Below are 21,840 nucleotides of genomic sequence, written 5' to 3' on the forward strand. Positions count from 1 at the left end.
CGGGATCGCGTTTCTTTTTGCGCCGAAACTTCACATGTCCATGAAGTATGCCATCGGGCCGCGCCGCGAGCTCGGAATCCGTACGTTTTTCAACATTCTCGGGCCCATGACCAATCCCGCCCGTGCAAACCGTCAGCTCATCGGGGTATACAGCCAGGACCTCGTAGAAAAAGTCGCCGGAGTGCTGGCCAAGCTCGGAAGCGTGAGGGCATTTGTGGTTCACGGCAGCGACGGTCTCGATGAGATCACATCGACCGGGACTACCACAATCGCGGAGGTCAGAAATGGCGCCGTAGCAGTATTCGAATGTAATCCGGAAGATTTCGGAATCGGACGGGCTGCGCCGGAAAGTCTGACCGGAGGCGATGCGGCGGAAAACGCTAAGCTGTTCTTATCGGTATTGAACGGGGAAAAGGGGCCGCAGCGTGATGTTGTCCTCATGAATTCTGCTTTTGCCATTTGCGCCGGGGGCAAAGCCGATTCACCGGCGGAAGGGTTCGAGCTTGCTAAGCAATCGATCGATTCGGGTGCGGCGATGAAAAAATTAGATGCATTGAAGGAGTTCACCGTTTCATGACCGGTATCCTTGAGGAGATCGTTTCATATAAGCGGACGTTTGTTGCGGAATCGAAGAAACGCCTTTCGATGCGCGAGCTCGAAGAGATGGTCACGGTTTCCGGATCTGTACGGGGTTTCGCCGAGGCGATCGGGAGGAAAGGGTGCGCGCTTATAGCGGAGATAAAAACCGCTTCGCCCTCGAAAGGGATTATCCGCGATGATGTAACGGTCGAGGATGTCGCCCGGATATATGAGGAAAACGGCGCTTCGTGCATATCTGTCCTCACCGATGAGCGATTTTTCAAGGGCAGCCTTGAACGGCTCGACAGGGTGCGGAAGGTATGCTCGCTGCCGATTCTGAGGAAAGATTTTATCATCGATCCATACCAGATTTACGAGGCCCGGGTTTTCGGCGCCGATGCGGTGCTCCTGATAGCCGCAGTACTCGACGACGAGCGGATGAAAGATTTTATCGAACTTTCCGCGGGATTGTCCCTTGACAGTCTTGTTGAAGTGCATGATAATGAAGAGATGGCGAGGGTGCGCGATCTCGGTGTCAGCCTGATCGGCATCAATAACCGTAACCTCAGTACATTTGTTACCGACCTCTCGGCGACCGAGCAACTTGCATCACAGGCGCCGGGGAATGCACTCCTCGTGAGCGAAAGCGGAATTAATACCGCCGATGATGTGCGAACCGTACACAATATGGGTGCGGATGCAGTGCTGGTCGGAGAAGCGATTATGCGTGAACGAAACATGTCCCTGAAAGTCAGGGAGCTTTCGGAAGCAGTGCCGCGAAAATAAATGGTGCACTGTAATACAACACAAGAAGCAACACTTCACATCAAACCATCACAAGGAGGGAGCTACATGAGTAACCAGATCAACCTGCCTTCGACCGAGATGCCGAAGCAATGGTACAACATTGTTGCGGAAATGCTTCCGGACAATCCTCCGGCACCGCCGATGAATGCCGTTACGAACAAACCGGCCGGCCCGGCGGACCTCCTGCCGGTATTCCCCATGGGTGTGCTCGAGCAGGAAATGTCGCCCGAACGCTGGATAGATATCCCCGAAGAGGTTATGGAAATTCTCTCCATCTGGCGGCCGACTCCCCTCGTTCGCGCCCGTCGCCTCGAGGAATATCTCGGAACCCCGGCGAAAATCTTTTATAAGAACGAGAGTGTCTCTCCTCCGGGATCGCATAAGCCGAATACAGCAGTGGCGCAGGCTTATTACAACAAACGTGAGGGTATTAAGAACATCACGACTGAGACGGGAGCAGGTCAGTGGGGAAGTGCCCTTTCGTTTGCCTGCAACATGTTCGGAATAAAATGCACGGTGTTCATGGTGAAGGTCAGTTACGAACAAAAACCGTACCGCAAATCCCTCATGCATGTATGGGGCGCCGAGGTCATTCCGAGCCCGTCCAACAGGACCGATGCGGGCCGTAAAATGCTCGCGATTGATCCCGACTGTCCGGGAAGTCTTGGAATCGCGATCAGCGAAGCGGTTCAGGAGGCGGTTGCGGATGAAAAGACCAAGTACTCCCTCGGGAGTGTGCTCAATCACGTCCTTCTCCACCAGAGCATCATCGGGCTTGAGTCGATCAGACAGTTCAAGATGATCGATGATTATCCCGATGTGGTTATCGGCTGTGTCGGCGGCGGGTCGAACATGGCGGGATTCACCTTTCCGTTCCTCGGTCAGCGTATGCGCGGCGAGGCGAAAAAACCCGGAATCCGTGTTGTAGCCGTCGAACCGACAGCATGCCCGACACTGACCAAGGGTGTTTACGCTTACGATTTCGGCGACCAGGCGCAGATGACTCCTGCAATGCTCATGTATACGCTCGGACATGACTTTATCCCCGCGGGAATCCATGCTGGCGGTTTACGGTATCATGGTGATTCTCCGCTTTTATCCAAGCTCGTGCATGAAAAAGAGATCGAGACGGTGGCGTTCCACCAGAACGAATGCTATGAGGCAGCAGTTACCTTTGCCCGTACCGAAGGACTGCTTCCCGCTCCGGAAACTTCGCATGCCATCAGGGCGGCGATTAACGAAGCGCTTGCATGCAAAAAAACCGGCGAGAAGAAAACCATCGCGTTCAACTACAGCGGTCATGGACATTTCGACCTCGGCGGTTACGATGCATACCTTGCGGGGAAGCTTGTCGATTATGCTTACCCTGAGGAAGAGATCAAGAAATCCATTGCCAAACTCCCCAAAGTGACTCCTCCGGGGATGTAACAGGTTCTGCGAGGGAGCGGGGTTCGATATCCTGCTCCCCCGATGATTTATCATGTAATCCGGGAAATTCACATAATTCAGTAGATTACACATATACATGGATTTGAATTTTTTCTAAAATATGACTTTTATCAAAATTAATCATAGCAGCATGAATGACAGGGAACACTTTTTTTTAAGGGGAGCACTAATTAAAGAATATCACTACGGAACACGGAGGTCACGGATGAAAAACCTTGTAATCCGCGAATATCCGCGTTCCATTCCCGATGATAATTACATTTATGAATATATCGTCCATTGAAATTGAGCCAACGGTTTTTTTCTGTCATCCCACAAGAACATGAAACTGTACATTAAAATCTGTGGAATCACCACTGCCGGTGATGCTGTCCTTGCCGAACAATCGGGTGCATCCGCTGTGGGATTCATCTTTTATCCACCGAGTCCCCGGGCGGTCGCGCCGGAAAAGGCCGCTGAAATTTCTCGCTCGCTCGGGCCGTTTATTACCCGTGTGGGGGTTTTTGTCGATGAGGACCCGGATGTGGTTCTGGAGACTGTCCGGACGGCGCATCTGAGTGCGGTACAGCTTCATGGCTCGGAAAGCCCCGGATATATCGGGCAGCTGCAGGGAATACCGGTCATAAAAGCCTTTCGGGTGGGTCCGGATTTCGATCACGGGATACTTGGCCGCTACACCGTATCGGCATATCTTCTCGACGCTTTCCATGAAGATGCATACGGCGGTACGGGAAAAACTTTTGACTGGGATAAGGCTGCCGCATGCAGACACTATGGAAAAATCATTCTTGCGGGCGGACTGAACGCGGACAATATCGGTAATGCGCTGAAAGTGGTGAATCCATGGGGAGTTGATATTTCGAGCGGAATTGAACAACGGCCCGGTAAAAAAGACCCGGAGAAAATGAAAGCACTTTTTAACGCGATAACAAGGGAGTTGACGAGGTGAAAAAAGGAGATACATATCCCGATAAAAGAGGATATTTCGATGCTTACGGCGGGAGATATGTTCCAGAAACGCTCATGCCGGTCCTGCTGGAAATGGAGCGTGTCTATGACGAGGTCAGGAACGACTGGTCGTTTCAGCAGGAATTTCATGATCTTCTCCGCGATTATGTCGGTCGTCCCACGCCTCTTACCTATGCGGGAAATCTCACCGAACATCTCGGCGGAGCCAGGATATATCTGAAACGCGAGGATTTGACCCATACCGGCGCACACAAGATCAACAATGCTGTCGGTCAGGCGCTCCTGGCGCGGCGGATGGGCAGGACGAGGGTGATAGCCGAAACGGGCGCCGGACAGCACGGCGTTGCGGTGGCCACAATTGCGGCGCTCTTCGGTTTCAAATGTGAAATTTTCATGGGATCCGAAGACATGCGGCGGCAGTCGCTCAATGTTTTCCGTATGAGACTTCTCGGCTCGACAGTCACCGAAGTGAAAACCGGCTCTCAGACGCTCAAGGATGCCATCAACGAGGCGATGAGAAACTGGGCGCTGACCTGCAGCGACACCTATTATATTTTCGGAACCGTGCTCGGGCCGCATCCGTTTCCGCTTCTTGTGCGTGATTTTCAGAGCGTTATCGGCCGTGAGGCGCGCGAACAGATTCTGGAAAAGGAAGGACGGCTTCCCGATGTGCTCGTTGCCTGTGTGGGCGGGGGGTCGAACGCCATAGGGCTTTTCCATGAGTTTCTCGGGGATGAGTCGGTCCGCATGATCGGAGTCGAGGCGGGCGGCAAGGGCAGCGGTTACGGGGAGCATGCCGCGCGGTTCCTTACGGGCAGACCGGGAGTTCTGCATGGCGTTTATACGTACGTTCTCCAGGATGAACACGGCCAGATCAGCCCTACGCACTCGGTTTCAGCGGGTCTCGATTACCCCTCGGTCGGTCCTGAGCATGTCATGCTCATGAAAAAAGGCCGTGCCGAGTATACCTATGCGACCGATGAGGAATGCATGGCGGCTTTCCGTCTTCTTTCGGAGAAAGAGGGAATAATCCCCGCGCTCGAAAGCGCTCATGCCGTTGCCCATGCTGTCAAAATCGCACCGAAGATGGGCAAGGATCGGATCATGATTATCAATCTCAGCGGACGAGGCGACAAGGATGTCAATACCGCGATAGAAATCATAAAATTAGGGGAATAACGATATGGGAAGAATGGAGAAACGATTTTCAGAGGCTCTGGGGCAAGGGCGGAAGGTTTTTATCGCCTATATTACCGCCGGTGACCCTTCACTCGAATCAACGATGAGGCTTGTAAGGGAATTTGAAACGCAGGGTGTCGATATTATTGAGCTCGGCGTTCCGTTTTCCGATCCTGTGGCCGATGGCCCGGTCAACCAGGAAGCGGCGATGCGCGCCCTGAAATCCGGTGTTAACATCGGGCAGATTCTCGGAATGATCCGTGAATTACGGAAAGAATCGCAGATTCCGATTATATTTTTTACCTACTACAACTCCCTGTTGGCATATGGTCTCGAACGGTTTGTGAACGATGCGGCGGATTCCGGTCTGGACGGCGCGCTGGTGCTCGATCTGCCCCCGGAAGAAGCGGGTGAATACAAGCATCTCATGGATGAGAAGCATCTTGCGACTGTTTTTCTCGTTTCACCGGTTACTCCTGAGGAACGACTGGAAATGATTGCAGAAAACGCCACCGGTTTTGTATATTATGTGTCACAGATGGGTGTAACCGGAGAACGGGAGTCGATTGCCAGGAGCATTCCCGATAAAGTCGGCGCCATAAAGGCCAGAACTAAAGTCCCGGTAGCGGTCGGTTTCGGTATTTCTACCCCTGACCATGTCCGTGAAATCGCCCGGTACGCCGATGGTGTGATTGTCGGAAGCTCGATCGTACGCAAGATTGGCGATCTGGGTTCCAGACCGGGATTTGAAAAAGAGGTGGGTGCTTATGTGGGAACGCTCGCATCATCCACCTATCACCATTGAAAGGAGTAAAACAGTTATGGATGATATTGCCGGTTGGCGCGAACGTATTGACGAAATCGATACCCGTATGGTCGAGCTTCTTAACGAACGAGCCCGATGCGCTTTGGAAATCGGCAAGATCAAAGCCATGAATGGTATGAAGGTTTTTAACCCGGTTCGGGAACGGGAAGTATTTACCAACGTTTTCCAGAAAAACAAGGGACCGCTCTCGGATCATGCCTTATTGAGAATTTTCAAACGTATCATCGAAGAATGCAGGGACCTCGAAAAAAATACCGGCCAGCATGGGCTTTCTCAATAAAATCCAATTTTTTACTTGTGTTTATGTTCCGAACATGGTAAATTCACGGCGAAATTTAGTATCATACAGTCATGGTTTATAGTTTATGGTTTATGTAAACAATGCTCTATAGCCGGAAATACCGGTCAATGCCTTTTCAAACGGTAAAAGAAAACCAGTAACTATTAAACGTATATTTTAACCGATTCATTTTGTAAGGAGAAAAACATGGCACATGTAATTTCTGACGAATGCATTTCCTGTGGCACCTGTGCTGGCGCTTGTCCATCGGAAGCAATTTCTGAAGGTGAAGATAAATACCATATAGATCCCGATATCTGCATCGATTGCGGAGCCTGCGTGGACGAATGTCCGGTCGAGGCAATTTCAGCCGGTTAAGTTGACACCTGAATATACAATCCCCGCTGTCTGTTCTGCAGGGCGGGGATTTTTCATTTTAGCTGTATTTCATGATGAACCTTTTAATTTATTCATTCAAGGCAGTTTTCAATCATTAAAGTTCACAAAAGAAGAGTATTATAAACTCACCCCTGAATCTTTTCTCTTAAAAAAGAGAGGAGAAGCCCCCATTCCCTTTGGGTATCCTCCCTGGCAGAAGGACACGGCGACTTGCCGTGCTGTGTAGCCGCGCAGCTGGAGCAGGGGAGAATTATTGACATTTGCAGAGTTAAGGAGTTTATTGTCTATGGTTTAAAACGATATCCTGCGGCTAATAATCAGGATTTTTGTTCTTTTACACCGGAAACGGGAAACCAGAAACCGATAAACTTGTTTTTGACCGATAACTGTTTTCTGATGAATGAAAGGGGATGTCATGAGAAAAATTTTCGATATGATATCGCTGGATCGTATCAAAATTATCGATGCTTCCGATAAGAACTCTGCCCTTCTGGAGATTGTCGATCTTCTCGCGAAAGCAGACAGCGTTAAAGACGGTGCTGAAGTAAAGAAAGCAATTTTTGACCGTGAGAAAATCCTCAGTACGAGTATAGGTCTCGGTATTGCAATACCACATGTGCGGCTCGAGAGTGTCACGGAGATGACCATCGCCATAGGTGTCAGCAAGAAGGGTGTGGATTATGATGCTTTTGATGATCAGCTCGTTCATATTATTATCATGATCGCATCGCCGCTTGGAACGCACCGTGAGTATCTGAGCGTGCTTGCAAAAATCGCGCTGCTCCTGAAAAATTCCGCCCTTCGGGAAAGCCTGCTCAAAGCCGAAACTCCTGAAGATATCCATATGGCGCTGAAGGGACATTGATGTGAATGTGCTGCTGTATCTCGCCGAGGCTTTTTTTATAGCCTATCTCATGAGGATGAGTGCGACCCGGTTAAAAATACCGTCGGTCTCCGGTTATGTTGTCGGCGGTGTTATTCTTGGTGGATCGTTGTTTTTCTGGATTCCCGGAGGACGTGATTTTACCGGACGGTGGCTTTATTCGGAAAAGATTCTGGATAGTTTTCAGGTCATCAATGAAATTGCTCTTGCCATTATCTCTCTTTCAATCGGCGCCGAGCTTGAATGGAAACGATTAAGAAGCCTGGGGAAGAGTATAGTTTTTATCGGATTTTGCGAGGCATTGGCAGCGTTTGTTGTGGTGTCGGCTGTTACGTATGTCATCTGGAAAGATGCTTCGCTTTCATTCGTTCTTGGAGCGGTATCGTCAGCCACCGCACCTGCGGCGACAGTTTCGGTTATTCAGCAATACCGTGCCAAAGGGCCCCTCACCAGCACGGTGCTTGCGGTGGTGGGACTCGATGATGCGATTTCTTTCATCATATTTGCGTTTGCCCTTGCAATTGCAAAAGGGAATTTGGCGGGTGAGCGCATCGATGTAATGGTGGGGCTTGTTAATCCGGTTATTGAGATTGTTTTTTCATTGACTATCGGAATTGCCGTCAGTTTTCTGGCCTCAAAAATTATCAGTATCACAAAAGATCAGGACAACCTTTTATTCATCCTCACCGCCGTAATTCTTCTCGTCGCCGGAATCGCTTCCAGGTTTAATGTTTCGGAACTGCTCGCGAATATGGCCTGCGGCGCGGTTCTCGTGAATGTATACCCTTTTCTTAAAAACAGGATCAGGGCGAGCTTTTCCAACTTCATGCCCATATTCTATGCGCTGTTTTTCATTATCGGCGGTGCCCATCTCAATGTTTTCAGCTTCCCTTCGATCTGGTTTTTATCACTCGTATACTTCGTGTGCAGGGCTGCCGGGAAGTTTTCCGGGGCTTTTGCCGGGGCAGTCTGGGGGAGGGCGCTTCCCCAGGTACAAAAATTGGTAGGATTTACCCTCCTGCCGCAGGTCGGCGCGGCTGTGGCTCTTGCGCTTGTTGTCCAGCAGGAATTCGGCAGGGGAAAATATGGCGACACCGGCATTACGCTTGCACAGAAAACAATAAATGTTTTACTCATTACCACGCTTTTTACAGAATTTATTGGCCCTTATTTGACTAAAATTTCCCTAATAAAAGCTAGGGAGGTTAGAGAGTGAACGACATTATTAAAACGGGGATGCATCTTTTGGTAGTCGTTCTGTTTGATGACTCCTCTCTCGAGGATATCATCCTCGGAATGACGAGTATCAGCGGGGGCCCTATCACCATGATCGATGGAGTATCGGGATCCGCTAATCTTTCCCAGGCCATACCCATGTTTGCCGAATTTGCCAATATGGGTGGCAGACGGTTCAGCAAGATTCTGATAACCTGTGTGGCAAAACCGGATACGGTTGAAAGCCTTATCGAAGCATTGGATGAAGGGGGTATCGATTTTGCCGGATCGGAGATGGGGGAGATATACGATATTCCCCTTGGGCAGGCTTTCGTTACAGAGGGATGATATCACAGGTATCCCTGATTCCGTATGCATGGCAGTGTTTTTGCCGGTGAAGCATATATGACGTGTTTCGTGTTCAGGGAGTGAGGTGTTACGCCATGTTATGTAATATGAAAAAAGAGGCTGTATCAATATGCAATGATTCTCCTGACAAGGAAACAGCCCTTTATATGATAATCGATCTGGTCTGTACGACATATAATATTTCATTCACGGAAGAAATAACTTCCGCAATAATGGAACGCGAGAATAAACTTTCGACAGGAATCGGGCTGGGAATTGCAGTCCCGCACTGCCGCAACGACCGTCTGAAAACTGCGGTCAGCGCCGCGATACTTTTCCCGTCCGGGATCGAATATAACTCCGTCGATGGTCAGCCGGTCAGGCTGGTGATTCTCATTATTTCTCCAACCGATGATGTGCGGGGACATATTGCCTGTCTTTCCTCCATATCCCATGCGGTATCCGATGAAGACACTCGCCAGAAGCTTATCAATTCCTCCAGTGCAGACAGGCTTTATGAGTATCTTGTGTCGATTGAATGATTCAGGAGAGATGTGGTGTGATAAAATATATCATGATGTATTAATTCGATTTTTCACGTAATAATTCATTTTTAGCGTTGTCAATGAAATAAATCATATGTATATTCAGGGAAATAAAGCATATCGTTGATTCTATAAAGGAGCGGATGGAGGAATATTCATGATCAAGCGATCAATTATGGTTGTAATCATTTTTATTGTCATTGTTACCCTGGGATGTGCTGCGGGTGGTTTGAAACCGGGAACTGGCGGAACGTCTTCTGCGAAAAAAATTGAAAAAACCGGACATCCTGCCGTACCTGAGGGAGTCACCTGTTACGTATGTCATAAACGTGATATGCCTGAACATGAATTTCATAAGAGTTATAGTATTAATTGCGAGGAATGTCATGTAAAGTCGACCTGGATGGCAGCAAAATACTCCCATCAGAAGTGGCCGCTCGATAAAAATCATACCACGCGCTGTACATTCTGCCATAAAAACCTCAGCGATTTCGATTTTACCTATCAATGCTGGGGATGTCATCATGTTGAAAGCGATACGAAAAAAGTCCATGCCGATAAAGGGATAGACGATATTTCCAATTGTGTAATGTGCCATAAAGACACTTCAGGCAAGTAATCAGACTGAGTATATATGACAGAGGTTTTATCTGGAAGTGGGGACGGTCAGTAACTTGGCCGTCCCTTTTTCTCAAACAGCTCAAGTTTCTCCGGGAGAAACATCATGGAACAAACAGTATTCGGATTACCCGTTATGACCGCGCTGATTTATTGCGCCGTGCCGGCTGTTATCATTGCAGGTCTCATTGTATGGGGAATTAAATACGATCCGGACAAAAAACATTTCTCCTGATTCGCACATTCTTCCGAACACACAAACTATAATGATATTATCACAGTGATAAAGGAGGATTTCGGTGGGGATTCAAACAGTCATGTCATGGATTCTGGCGCTGGCCTATTTTGTTTTTCTTATCTGGATCGGTATCGCAGCGTCACGGAAGATTAAAAATTTCGAGGGATATATAGTTGCCGGGAGAGACCTGGGATTCTGGATTTTTACAATTCTTGTCATTGCTTCCTGCATGAGTGGAATGAGTATTCTCGGATCTTCCGGTCTCGGGTACATTGCCGGCTGGCCGACACTCTGGGAGCAGATTTTTGTCCCCTTGAGCTGCGCTCTTACCATTCTTTTATTCGGGTCAAAACTGCACCGCATCTCTATGCGGAATAAATATCTCACGCTCCAGGATTATCTCGTCCACCGCTACGAAAGTCCGCGGCTTGTGCGGGGTATCAGCGGTTTTGCCGTTTTTACCGTTTCGCTTATCTATCTCGTGGGGCAATATACGGCGGTGGGAATAACCCTCCAAAGAGTCATCGGCATTTCCTATACATGGGCCGTGGTTGTCGGCGCGGTGATCGTTACATTCTATGTTTTTTTGGGAGGGCTGTATGCGGTAAGCTGGACAACGCTGATACAGGGTATTATACTCATTCTCGGTGTATTGTTTGTCACACCGGTCATTATTTACAAAGCCGGCGGACTGACCCATATCAATGAAACCCTCAAGTCCATCGATCCCCATATGGTAAATATTTTTTTCCCGCAGGTTCATCCGCCGTATGCGCCGTACGGATTCATGACACCCATCTATACAATATCGTTTGCCCTGCTTCTGTCGCTGGGACTTGCGGCAGCTCCTCATGTAATCAACAATGTACTTGCGGCACGAAAAAACTCATATTTTAAATGGTCACCGCTGGCGGCTTTTGGAATATATGTTGTTATATTTTATCTGATTAAGATTGCAGGTTTCGCTGCAAGAACCATGGTGGCCGATGGGATTATTTCACTTCCGACCGGAGTTGCAAATCCCCAGGACTTCTGTTTTATTGTTGCTGTCGAGCACAGTTTCGGGCCTTTTTTCTGGACATTTTTCGGTATGATTGTTCTTGCCGCTGTTATGTCGACGACCGACAGGCTGCTTCTGACCATCGGTTCTTCCTTCGCCTGGGATATATACCGTAATCTGTTCAAACGTGACACCTCCGATGCCGGTGTTATCAAGGTCAGCAGAATAGTGGTATTCGTTGCGGCTGTTTTATCGGTGTTTCTTGCCCTCAATCCTCCGAAACTGCTTGCATGGCTGATCTGGATGGGTATAGGAATCATGCTCTCCGTATTTGTCACACCCATTCTGGCGGGTTTGTTCTGGAAGAGGGCAACGAAAACGGGTGCCGTCTGGAGTATGATAATCGGATTATCGGGCGCGATAATTTTCGGGTATATCGATAGATTTATGGTACGGCTGCCATTTCATTTCAGCTTTATTCCCTTTATCATGTCCGTTCTGACAATGGTTGTCGTGAGCTATTGTTCGCGGCGTACATCGGAAACAGTGCTTGGAGAAACTGAAACCGGTATGTGGTTCTGAGGTTAAAGGGGAATTAAGAGTATTGAGGTGATAGAATACTCTGTTATAATAAACGATACGGTTCAACACTTTCTCGAACGGTTTTCCCCGCTGAAACTGAACATACGCGGAAATCCGGCTGAGATTCTGTAATGAGGGCCATTGTATTTCATTAATCACCTTTCGATGTGTTCATTGAACGTGTGGGGAAAACGCTTTGTGCAGCCATCAAGGGTCGGCGGCAGGAAGTGCCGATTTACATGCCCTTGACAGCAAAATTCGACATATTTCATACCCGATTAATGATTCGGGGACCGGGCGCATGAAAGATCCTTTTTTTACCACCCTTTGAAGGGAAAGTACATGTCAAAATTGAAATTTTTCGATTGCAACTGCTCGGTCGGACGAGTTGCCTATCCGTATATCCTCGATATTCATGATGCCGCAGGACTCAAACGTGAAATGGAGACAGCGGGTATCGAGGAAGCACTCGTCTTCCACACAGTTGCCCGTGATGCCGACCCCCCGCTTGGAAACCGGCTCCTTCATGAGGCCATTGAAGGGACGGAAGGCCTGCACCCATGCTGGATAATCCTCCCGCATCACACGGGAGAGATGTCTCCTCCTCCGCAGCTTCTTAAAGAAATGGAAGAAAAGGGTGTACGGGCTGTCAGAATGTATCCGACAAATAATTTCCACAGTTTTTCCATGGCCGACTGGACTGTCGGTGATCTTTTAAATGCTCTCGAAGAGGCTCGTGTCCCCCTTATGCTCGATATCGAGATAGTCTGGTGGGAGACCATACAGTCAATTCTGGAAAAACATCCCCGGCTCCCGGTTATTGCAACGAATGTCAGCTACCGTCATAACCGTTTTTCCTATCCTCTGTTCGAGCGTTATAAAAACCTCCATGTCGAGACATCACGGTATATGGGTGCGGGAACCATACGGGATGTGGTGGAGCGGTTCGGGCCGCGCCCCATCCTTTTCGGCAGCAACATGCCCCAGTATACCGGTACGGCTGTTGTACCGATGATAACCTATGCCGATATTTCACGCGAGGACAAGGAAGCCATCGCCGGCGGAACACTGAGAACTCTTTTACAGGAGGCCCTGACATGACTGAATATTTTGAACGTGTTCATGAAGGACTTCCCATTACCGATATGGAAATTATCGACCTTCATGCCCATCTCGGCCCTTATTTCAACATGCACATTCCTCTGTGCGACGCTGACAGCATGGTTCATATGATGGATATGGTCGGAATCGATAAGACAGTGATTTCCGCTAATCCGGGGATTTCCGTCGATCTGGTTCTCGGTAACACCATGACGATTGATGCAATACGCTCGCACCGCGGCCGTCTCTACGGCGCCTGTATTGTAAACGGTAATTATCCTGAGCTTTCCATCGAGGAGCTCGACCGGTGTTTCAGCGTGGAAAAGGATATGCTCCTCATCAAGATTCATCCCGTCCTTGCAAAATGCAAGATGGACGACCGGAGGATGAGGAGTATCTATGAGTATGCTTCGGCGCGCAAGCTCTTCATCCTCGTGCATGTATGGCTCGACAACGATCCGTACGGGAGTCAGGAGCAGTTTGTCAACATGGCCAGGGAATACCCTGAGGTAAACTGGATCATGGGCCATTCCGGCGGGCCATATGGTACTCCGCATGGGATAGATCTTGCCGGGAACATTCCCAATATCTTTTTTGATCTCACGCTCTCGATGTGTCCGGCCAGACAGGTCGAATATCTTGTTAAAACGGTCGGAGCCGACCGTGTGCTTTTCGGGACTGACAATCCCTTCATCGATCCCAGGCCGCAGATTGGAAGACTGTTTCTGGCCGAAATATCGAACGAGGACAGGATGAAGATTGTCGGAGGAAATGCACGAAAATATTTCAGATTCGATTAAGAGGGCTGTGAAAAAATCTCTTTTTCGCCACCCTGCCGGTCAATTATTAAATAAAATGGTATCGACAAACGCTATTTTCCATTGAAATGTACACGGGCATTCAGTATGGAATGGATGTATCGCGCCTGATGGATGGGATGGGAAGATGGAGATGTTGAAGTATTTTATACCTGTATGAGATATGAATTTATGTTGATATTGTACTTACGGTGATCGACTCCGCGCACGATTTTTCCGAATCTGCCGTCATCCGTGCTGAGATCGACGAGCTCCCATGCACCCCGTTTGATTGAAAGCAGGTCACGTTGAGCGGAAATCCCGGCAGAAGATGCCGAAAGCTTTCTGGCTTTCTGGAATACTATTACCAGCGGTCTGAGAGGATCTGATTTATTCTGTGAAACCACAATCGCGACATTTCCGCTTGTCAATTCGACCATATTTCCCGCCGGGTAAACGCCAACATGTTTGATGAAGTAATCTTTCATCTTGGGATCGAAAAGGGTTCCGGACATCTTGTGAATCTCTCCTAAAACCATATGCGGCGGTATTCCCGGTCTGTGCGGCCGTGAAGAAGTCATGGCGACATACACATCGGCAATTGCGAAAAGCTTGGAAATAGGATGTATTTCCTCATCCTTGAGCCCGTAGGGATACCCGGAACCGTCAAAACGCTCATGGTGCTGAAGAATAATCGCTTCTATGAGTGGATCGTCGATTCCGTTTTTTTTCAGGAATTCCACCGCATATGCCGGATGTTTCTGAATCTCTTCTATTTCTTTTTTCGCAAGACCCGATGGCCTTGAAACCATCTTTGAAGGATAGCTCGACATACCGACATCCGCAAGGAAAGTCCCTGTGGCAAACCGTACGATGTCGTTGTATTTGAAACCGAGTGAATTGGCGATGGAGATACATAAAACGGTTGTATTGATGGAATGATTAAATGTATATTCATTCAAGGATTTCAGCCGTATCATTGCAAGAAGTATGTCGGTATGGTTTTCGACGAAAATAATCATCTCCTTGATAATCGAAGATACCGGCTCTTCATTGATGTACAACCGCGAAGTATGGGTTTTCATGATTGTTGTGGTAACTGAATTGATAAAGTTGGAAATGTGACGCGAGAGGAGCTGATCGACTGTTTTGACATCTTTTGTTTCTTTAACGACATCGTCCCATTTTTTCTGCTGGGTCAGGGAAAGAAAGGTATCGGCACCTCTGTCGGTATCAATTTCGACAAACTTGATATTACCGTCGATAAGGCGCCGGACCTGACCGTCATTTGAAATCAAGGTATTTTTTGCCATTAAAAGGACTTTATTACCTTTAATCTCACCGTAAACATTATCGGCAAGCACCATCCCGGATTTAAGTTTCCCGATATCAATCTTTTTAATGGCCACGGTATTCTCCAACAGATAATAACTTAGATTATGTATGACTCGATAGATAATATTTAAAAAATGTATTTCCCGAATGTTACAGTCAAGTTATTTTTTCGGGAATAAACAGTATTTTTTCTTTCTTACAGGTATTATACCTTATTCAACGGAGATTTTAGTGATTTATATCACAAAAAAGCTCATTACATGTATATTATCGGTTATAAACTTAATTTTCTTTAATAATTTCAATGCCCTATGTGATGATACCCCTGTTCTGCCGGAAGTACTTGTCACTTCACAGCGCTCCGGAAGGTTTATAAACTCACGCGGAACGGAATCGCTGGTTTTAACAAGGGATGAGATTACCGCTCTGCAGGCCGGAACAATACCGGAACTCCTCAGTCTCATCGCTTCGATTGACGTCCGTGAACGGGGAACGCCGGGAAGTCAGGCTGATATAAGCATCAGGGGATCGTCCAGCGAGGGAGTGCTCATCCTCGTGAACGGGATAGAAGTCCGTGATCCGCAGACCGGTCATTTTACCATGGATATTCCGGCTGATCTTTCCCGTGTCGAGAAAATCGAGGTGCTCCGCGGCGGTGGATCCACCATGTATGGTTCACGTGCAACCGGCGGTGTAATTAATATAATAACCGGCGATTCCGATCGGGGTGTAAACGGCTCAGTCTCGGTCGGTTCATTCGGAAGCACCGGAACATCAGCCGGATTGAGTTATTCACGGGGCAGTTCGGACATGTCGGTAAATGTAAAACGCGGGATATCGGACGGATATAAGCGGGGGACGGATTATGAAAGCACTGAAGCCGATATAATGGGCTCGTATCGGTCTGATACGGTAAAAATCGGCTGGAATATGGGGATTCTCGACAAACGGTTCGGCGCAGAGGGCTTTTATTCGCTGTATCCGTCATTTGAGAAGACGCTGACACTGCTTGGCGGCATCAGCTTTCAGCAGACGATCAATTCACGCAATCTGGTCAGAATCAGGGCAGGTGCACGGGGTCATGGAGATGATTTTCTTCTCGACCGGGACAATCCCGAAGACTACCGGAATACCCATTACAACAGTAGTTTTGTTTATTCCGGCGAATATCTCACATACCCGACAAACATATATTCTGCGATTGTAGGTTTTGAGACCGAGCGGACAGGGATAATGAGCGGCAGTCTCGATGTGCGTTCGGACCGGAACAATGCCATGTACGGCGAATTGACCGCCGATGCCTCAAAAGCTCAGGTATCGGTCTCGCTGCGGTATGACAGCGGTTTCAGAGACGAACACTGCTTTACCCAGGGAGTGGGGATATCCGTCCCGGTCACTTTTTCCACCCGTTTCAGGCTCAGAGCGGAAAAATCCTTTCGTTCCCCCACATACACCGAGTTATACTATAACAGCCCCGCCAACAGGGGAAATCCTGATCTCAGGTCCGAATACAGCCGCTCCGTCGAAGCCGGACTCGATCACACCGGAGAGCGGATTTCATACGGAATGGTCCTGTTTGCCCGTGAATCCTCAGATGTGATAGACTGGATCCGCTGGGAGGGAGAAACGGAATGGAAGGCTGAAAATCACGGTAAAATAAATACTCCCGGTATCGAAATGAACGCCCGTGTTTCGATGACAGAAACCTGGATATTCCGTGTTTCGGGAATGGTTCTGAATCAATCGGTGGAGCGCAGACAGGGTGTGGAATCTAAATATATTCTCAATTCTGCGGCGAGATCGATTACCGGGGCTGTGACAGGGATTCTGCCCCTGAAGACGAACTGCTCTTTCACGGTCCGTTATGAGGAGCGGCTTCATGGTGATTCGCGGATTCCGGTGACGGTTTCGTGTACGAGACCGTTCGGGAATTTCACTCCGGTGATTACGGTCCGCAACCTTTTGAATGACCGTTATGATGTTTTCCCGGGGCTTCCTGCACCGGGGAGATGGTATACCTTTCGACTGGAGTATAATCGATGAGATTGAAGATTATAATCCCTGTCCTGATTATGGCAGTATTTCTGAGCGTTTCCGGCTGGGGGGATGCGACAACATATGTTCCGGTTTCTCATCGGGTATATGATTTTCTGGAACGAATGGAACTACATTATTTTTTCTCCGGGGCATTTCTGGGGACGAAACCGTTTACGCGGGGAGAGATCGCGGCGCTTTTAACCCGGATTTCGGACAAATCAACGGTATTGTCGCCCGCCGATAAAAGTGAGTACGAATGTCTGATGGCGGAATTCCGGCCGGATATCCCGTCGCGGAAGGGAATGGTATGGGACGATTATGGCCCTGTCCGGCATATGCCGGGTTTTCTTAAAGGCTTTGTATACCGCAACCGGCGAAACATGTTCAGCGCTTCGGGCGATAACTATTCGCTTTATGTGGATCCTGTCATCGTTCGGAACGCTGAGATACGCACCTCGAAATCATTCACGAAGGATGACCGTGTTTATACAGACAGCAACGGTTTCGCTCTTCGCGGCACGGTTGGCGATCATGTCGGATTTTATATCGATACCCGTGACTCGAAGGAATGGGGAAACCGGGAGTATAACGATACGAAAGTGACGACCATGCCGGGTCGGGGATATGTCAGCTTCAAGGGGGATCGCGCCGAATTTGATGAAACAAACGCCCATCTGACGTATTCGAGCGGGCCATTCCTCCTCTCGCTGGGAAGAGGACGTACCAGATGGGGTAGAGGAACGACAGGTACGCTCGGATTATCGGATTACGCTTCTCCGTACGATATGTTCCGGTTCGATACCGGTTTCTGGCGTCTGAAATTCACCTTTTTTGCCGCAGAACTCGAACAGTATCCACCGGTTGCACGATGGTATTACAATAATCCTCCCGGAGCCGGCACCGATTCGGTAACCGTAAAAAAACACATGAGCGGTCACCGCGTGGAATTAAATGTGACCAGACGGCTCAGCATAGGATTGTATGAAACGGTCATATACGGAGGCAGGTGGGACCTGGCTTACCTGAGCCCGGTCATGTTTCTCAAAAGTGCGGAACACTCATCCGGCGACCATGACAACTCGGTGATGGGTATGGATTTCCGCCTTCTGGTTCACCGCGCGCATTCCATATACGGCGAGTTCATGTTCGACGATATATCGATGGGGAAACTCGGTACCGACTGGTACGGTAATAAATTCGCCTGTCAGATCGGGTCGTTTCTCGTGGAACCGTTCGGCTTCAGGGATGCCGATATAAGAATCGAGTATTCGCGGATCGATCCATGGGTATATTCCCATAAGTTCCCCATAAACGGATATAATCATTACGGCGATGTCCTGGGTTATTATTCGGGGCCGAATACCGATGTTCTGTTCTTTCAGGTGCGCAAGCGGTTCTCGCGAAGGTTTCATACAATCCTTACGCTGGAGAAGAGCCGTCACGGCGCAAATCCTCCCGGGACAAACATCGGAGGTGATGCCCTTCGGGGACACAGGGACACCGATCCGACCAAAGCCCATTTTCTCGACGGCGATCTGGAGAAGGTTTATGCGGGAGGAGTCGATTTCTCGTATGAATTCCTCTGGCAGCTCGTTCTGCGCCTGGGTTACACGTATGAAGACTGTGACGGAAAGAAAATAAACGTTTACCGGTTTTCCCTGGGATTAAACCAATAGTATATCCCTTTTCGATTGTCATGCGGGAAAAATCACGAACATCAATAATCACCGTAAAAACGATATATGACAACGCGGAGGTAGTATGGCTCGAGTAAACATGGAGGTACTGGTTGAGGAGCTGGATGAGAATTTCGCCCGTGTTCTGAAAGCTGTCGTGGATGAGATAGCTCCTGAAAACACGGCTGATTCCCGTCAGATAATGCGTGTTTTCAGAAAGCGGCTTGAGCGCGGATTCGGGCACTGGGAGTATGTTTCCGACCGTTGTATTGATGCCGGAAATTAAGAGGGAAGCCTTAAACATGTATATGAATATTATTCCAACCTCATTTTTTTATCCCGTACTGTTGATTTGATTTCCACAGTGTGGTATATTAAAAAGTTCAGGTTGGAGGATGAATGAAGCGAGTTTTTTGTAAAGTATTACAGTGTTGTCTGTTCTCTGTGATCATGTTCCTGTACAGTTCCTGTCCATATGCCCAGGAGGAAGGCGGGGATTTTTCACTGATCTTCGGATGGAAAACCGAAGGAGCCGAACAACTGCTTGCAAAAGAAGCGACAGCTCTGAAAAAATTCAAGGAAAATCGTGGGCTCGCTCTCAGTTTTGGCTCGATGCTCGGTTCCACCCGCATTGTTGATTATGACAGGGGAGACCTTTTTCTCGTCGCCGCAAAACAGGCCGGTTTCGATTATATCATTCCTTCCGTTTCTTCTTTCATGTTCGGGGTGGAAAACTTCAGGCGGATGGCAGTAAATCCTGATTACCCGCATTTTATTTCCGCAAATCTTGTTGATGAAAAAACTCACCGGCCCATTGTCGATCCCTATGCCATGTGGTATGTATCCGGGCTCCGCATATGTATCATCGGAATGTCGGATTTGGATATCATCAAAAAATCTCCCGATGCCAATGTGGTGGGTCTTGATGTAATACCATACGATGAAGCGCTCACCAATGTATCGCTCGCCGTCGCCCGCGAAAACGCCGATATTGTCATCGTTGCGGGGCGATTGGATCGGGCTGCGATAACGGAAATGGTGATGCGGCAGGCATATGTCGACATGTATATCACCAATAACCAGTCGGGCGGATTCTCCGATCAGTACGGTTCAACATCGATGGTATATATAGGGGGAAAGCAGGTCTACATAGGTTCCGAAGCCGGCGACCACCTGAGCCTCCTGACATACAGCCGAAAAAACGACATGGAATCGCGCGAATTCAGGGACATTAAAATCGGAGATGCTTTCCCGCCCGATGGGGAAATCATCACCCGGCTTTCCGAAGTTCTGAAAAAGCTCAATAAAAAAGATATTGAGGAATCGGTTATCACTAAAACCGGCGGTGAGGTAGCAAAGATTCTCAAAGATGTTTTCGATGTCGATGTTGTCCTTCTCGAACGTCAGAGCCTCTATTATTATCCGATTGCGGACAGCCTGACCCTGTATGATGTCAGGAAGGTGATAAAACCGTATGAAAAGGTCACAAAGTATTCACTCAGGGGTTCGTACCTCAAGTCAGTCAGGGAACAGAGCAACAGTCAGACAGACAGCGAATTGCGTCTTCTTTACGGTGGAATTACGGCAGATGGAAAGGTCGATTCCATTCCTGTCCAAGATGATACGGAGTACAGCATCCTTACCACGACCCATCTGCGAACAGGTGGCAACGGATACCGGCAGTTCCTTCAGGGAACCGGCGAGATACTGTCCGATGTAAACATGCTCAATGTTGTGGAAAATCACCTTATCGAAAAAGAAGAACGGATAAGGAATGCAATTAAGCCAAAAGTATGGGAACTTAACCTGAATATCACCATCGCATCCAACTACACCCGTAAAGACATCGATGTCGATAAAGCGAAATATGGGGATGATATACCGAAAAGCTGGCGTGATTATGCTGACTTTTATCAGGGTAACTTCATCATTTCCAGTATGAACGACAAACTGACCATGAATAAGACAGTCGGGCGGCATATCTTTAATTCATATCTTGTGACATCCTGGAGCAGAACGGGTTCGCAGACCAATACTCAGAATGGGATAGTATACGGACAGCGAAAAAACAATGATCCTGTGGAGCTCTACAGCAAATATACATACAATCTTTCCGATTTTCCCGTGAAACCGTATTTTGATATAAAACTTAACTCGTTTCTTTACTCGGGCACCGGGAAACATCCTATTGCCGGTGCGGCCAGTTCGGGTATGACGAGGTCCTTCCCCAGTCTGTTAAATATAAATGTCAGTCTCGGCTTAAACGGGAGCCGTGATTTTACCCTGAATAAAAATACTTTCGGTATAGAGAATAAATTTTTTATTAATAAAGAGTTCCCGACTAATGTAGTATTCAAGACACCGGTCAAGCTTGAATCGAGGACATTTATTAACTGGAATCCTCTTCCTGACTATTATATGGCATTCCAGCATGAAAGCAGCAACATGATACGTTTTAAAATCTTTGAAAAGGTCAGCTTTGATATCGATGTAAAGTCGTTTTCATACCGCAGCACAAAACAAAGGAAAGTAGCCCTTGGATTCTATTATCTGCTTGCGCTCAGTTATGGCATGAACTGGAAGTTCTGAGTGGATGATTCGGTTACAGTCAGAGAGTTCGAACTCCTTGCACACCGTCTCGGTATCGAGATTCGTTGTACCGCTGACGGCCCCTCGGGCTTGTGCACTCTCAAGGGTAAAAAAGTTTTTTTCATCGAGCGGGGCCTTGACCTGAGTTCCCGCGTTTCCCTGTTCGTCAGGGAATTTAAAACGCTCGATCTCGATGGGATTTTTGTTGTACCGCTGATCAGAAAACTTCTTGACCTGCACGATGAATCACAGGATTGGTAAAACACCGTATATCATATTGAATAGAAGTAAAATTATCGTATTACCCGATGATGGTAAATGTACAGTGTATGTGTAATATCATATTCAGTTAATGTTTTATATCGAAAATGTCTTTGATATCCGTATA

At 48.1% G+C, this 21,840-nt stretch carries 22 protein-coding genes; 21 read left to right on the forward strand and 1 reads right to left on the reverse strand.

Going from position 1 to position 21,840, the window contains the following annotated elements; translation table 11 throughout:
* The 16 genes from trpD to LLG96_15220 form a co-directional block, all read left to right on the forward strand.
* On the forward strand, positions 1 to 577 hold a 577-nt coding region (gene trpD, locus LLG96_15145), incomplete at its 5' end, for an anthranilate phosphoribosyltransferase (GenBank protein MCE5251544.1).
* Positions 574 to 1,365: an indole-3-glycerol phosphate synthase TrpC gene (gene trpC, locus LLG96_15150; GenBank protein ID MCE5251545.1), complete on the forward strand. Its 792-nt coding sequence runs from the start codon at positions 574 to 576 to the stop codon at positions 1,363 to 1,365. The genes trpD and trpC, both read left to right, overlap by 4 nt.
* 66 nt (positions 1,366 to 1,431) lie before the next feature.
* A complete protein-coding gene (locus tag LLG96_15155) occupies positions 1,432 to 2,814 on the forward strand; it encodes a TrpB-like pyridoxal phosphate-dependent enzyme (GenBank protein ID MCE5251546.1) in 1,383 nt (460 codons plus the stop codon).
* Positions 2,815 to 3,157: 343 nt separating this feature from the next.
* Entirely contained in the window at positions 3,158 to 3,784 is a 627-nt protein-coding gene (locus LLG96_15160; protein MCE5251547.1) for a phosphoribosylanthranilate isomerase, read from the forward strand.
* Positions 3,781 to 4,983: a tryptophan synthase subunit beta gene (gene trpB, locus LLG96_15165; protein ID MCE5251548.1), complete on the forward strand. Its 1,203-nt coding sequence runs from the start codon at positions 3,781 to 3,783 to the stop codon at positions 4,981 to 4,983. Before LLG96_15160 ends, trpB begins: the two co-directional genes overlap by 4 nt.
* A 4-nt stretch (positions 4,984 to 4,987) precedes the next feature.
* Entirely contained in the window at positions 4,988 to 5,788 is an 801-nt protein-coding gene (gene trpA / locus LLG96_15170; protein ID MCE5251549.1) for a tryptophan synthase subunit alpha, read from the forward strand.
* Between the two features lie 16 nt (positions 5,789 to 5,804).
* Positions 5,805 to 6,089: a chorismate mutase gene (locus LLG96_15175; protein ID MCE5251550.1), complete on the forward strand. Its 285-nt coding sequence runs from the start codon at positions 5,805 to 5,807 to the stop codon at positions 6,087 to 6,089.
* A gap of 207 nt (positions 6,090 to 6,296) precedes the next feature.
* Entirely contained in the window at positions 6,297 to 6,467 is a 171-nt protein-coding gene (locus LLG96_15180; protein MCE5251551.1) for a 4Fe-4S binding protein, read from the forward strand.
* Positions 6,468 to 6,903: 436 nt separating this feature from the next.
* On the forward strand, positions 6,904 to 7,353 hold the full coding sequence (locus LLG96_15185; GenBank protein MCE5251552.1) for a PTS sugar transporter subunit IIA: 450 nt from the start codon (positions 6,904 to 6,906) through the stop codon (positions 7,351 to 7,353).
* Between the two features lies 1 nt (position 7,354).
* Positions 7,355 to 8,587: a cation:proton antiporter gene (locus LLG96_15190; protein ID MCE5251553.1), complete on the forward strand. Its 1,233-nt coding sequence runs from the start codon at positions 7,355 to 7,357 to the stop codon at positions 8,585 to 8,587.
* The gene (locus tag LLG96_15195; GenBank protein MCE5251554.1) at positions 8,584 to 8,934 is read left to right on the forward strand and encodes a hypothetical protein; all 351 of its coding nucleotides are present in this window, start codon (positions 8,584 to 8,586) and stop codon (positions 8,932 to 8,934) included. The genes LLG96_15190 and LLG96_15195 overlap by 4 nt, the downstream gene beginning before the upstream one ends.
* Before the next feature lie 107 nt (positions 8,935 to 9,041).
* Positions 9,042 to 9,476 carry a PTS sugar transporter subunit IIA gene (locus LLG96_15200; protein MCE5251555.1) on the forward strand — a complete coding sequence of 145 codons (435 nt, stop codon included), beginning with the start codon at positions 9,042 to 9,044 and terminating at the stop codon, positions 9,474 to 9,476.
* A 160-nt stretch (positions 9,477 to 9,636) separates the two neighbouring features.
* Complete coding sequence (locus LLG96_15205) at positions 9,637 to 10,098, forward strand: hypothetical protein (GenBank protein ID MCE5251556.1); 462 nt, start codon at positions 9,637 to 9,639, stop codon at positions 10,096 to 10,098.
* A 316-nt stretch (positions 10,099 to 10,414) separates the two neighbouring features.
* Positions 10,415 to 11,917 carry a sodium/solute symporter gene (locus tag LLG96_15210; protein MCE5251557.1) on the forward strand — a complete coding sequence of 501 codons (1,503 nt, stop codon included), beginning with the start codon at positions 10,415 to 10,417 and terminating at the stop codon, positions 11,915 to 11,917.
* A 342-nt stretch (positions 11,918 to 12,259) separates the two neighbouring features.
* Positions 12,260 to 13,018, forward strand: coding sequence for an amidohydrolase (locus LLG96_15215; GenBank protein ID MCE5251558.1), 759 nt, complete (start codon positions 12,260 to 12,262; stop codon positions 13,016 to 13,018).
* Positions 13,015 to 13,818, forward strand: coding sequence for an amidohydrolase family protein (locus LLG96_15220; GenBank protein ID MCE5251559.1), 804 nt, complete (start codon positions 13,015 to 13,017; stop codon positions 13,816 to 13,818). Before LLG96_15215 ends, LLG96_15220 begins: the two co-directional genes overlap by 4 nt.
* Positions 13,819 to 13,982: 164 nt before the next feature.
* On the opposite strand, the gene LLG96_15225 is transcribed toward LLG96_15220, so the two are convergent.
* Positions 13,983 to 15,224, reverse strand: coding sequence for an HD-GYP domain-containing protein (locus tag LLG96_15225; protein ID MCE5251560.1), 1,242 nt, complete (start codon positions 15,222 to 15,224; stop codon positions 13,983 to 13,985).
* 157 nt (positions 15,225 to 15,381) lie between these two features.
* Between LLG96_15225 and LLG96_15230 the strand changes: the two genes are divergently transcribed.
* From LLG96_15230 to LLG96_15250, 5 genes are all read left to right on the forward strand, one after another.
* The gene (locus LLG96_15230) at positions 15,382 to 17,193 is read left to right on the forward strand and encodes a TonB-dependent receptor (protein ID MCE5251561.1); all 1,812 of its coding nucleotides are present in this window, start codon (positions 15,382 to 15,384) and stop codon (positions 17,191 to 17,193) included.
* The gene (locus tag LLG96_15235) at positions 17,190 to 18,863 is read left to right on the forward strand and encodes a capsule assembly Wzi family protein (GenBank protein MCE5251562.1); all 1,674 of its coding nucleotides are present in this window, start codon (positions 17,190 to 17,192) and stop codon (positions 18,861 to 18,863) included. The genes LLG96_15230 and LLG96_15235 overlap by 4 nt, the downstream gene beginning before the upstream one ends.
* A gap of 85 nt (positions 18,864 to 18,948) precedes the next feature.
* A complete protein-coding gene (locus tag LLG96_15240; GenBank protein MCE5251563.1) occupies positions 18,949 to 19,149 on the forward strand; it encodes a hypothetical protein in 201 nt (66 codons plus the stop codon).
* Positions 19,150 to 19,262: 113 nt separating this feature from the next.
* On the forward strand, positions 19,263 to 21,452 hold the full coding sequence (locus LLG96_15245; GenBank protein MCE5251564.1) for a hypothetical protein: 2,190 nt from the start codon (positions 19,263 to 19,265) through the stop codon (positions 21,450 to 21,452).
* Complete coding sequence (locus tag LLG96_15250; protein ID MCE5251565.1) at positions 21,453 to 21,713, forward strand: hypothetical protein; 261 nt, start codon at positions 21,453 to 21,455, stop codon at positions 21,711 to 21,713.
* The last annotated feature ends 127 nt before the right edge of the window (positions 21,714 to 21,840 follow it).

The organism is bacterium (assembly GCA_021372535.1).
Classification (GTDB): domain Bacteria; phylum Latescibacterota; class Latescibacteria; order Latescibacterales; family Latescibacteraceae; genus JAFGMP01.